The organism is Photobacterium sp. DNB22_13_2 (assembly GCF_052873915.1).
In genome coordinates, this window is record NZ_JBNNXU010000174.1 from 1 (window position 1) to 261 (window position 261).

Annotated in this window: 1 protein-coding gene; it reads left to right on the forward strand. The window is 62.8% G+C overall.

Going from position 1 to position 261, the window contains the following annotated elements; all coding sequences use genetic code 11:
- Positions 1 to 205, forward strand: a 205-nt coding sequence (locus ACVA58_RS28255) for a hypothetical protein (protein WP_446513550.1), incomplete at its 5' end; no start/stop codon positions are given.
- Positions 206 to 261 lie beyond the last annotated feature (56 nt).

Genomic DNA, 261 nt, shown 5'->3' on the forward strand with positions numbered 1-261 from the left:
GGTGCAAATGATCAACGACGCCGTGCCGAACCGTGACTACCTGTGGGTCACCCGGACCACGTCGCGCATGCTCCAGACGGACTTCAAGCCTGAGATGGTTGCCCGGCTGCGCTCCGACGGCAAGGCGCAAGCGGTTTTCGACAAGCACTACATGCAGGGCGATGGCTGGGAGGACCGCTACGTGCGTGAACTTCTGGCCGCCTAAGCCGAAGTCGTACCACGGCGCTGCGTTGCGCCATCTCTCAATCGAAGGAGCCACCC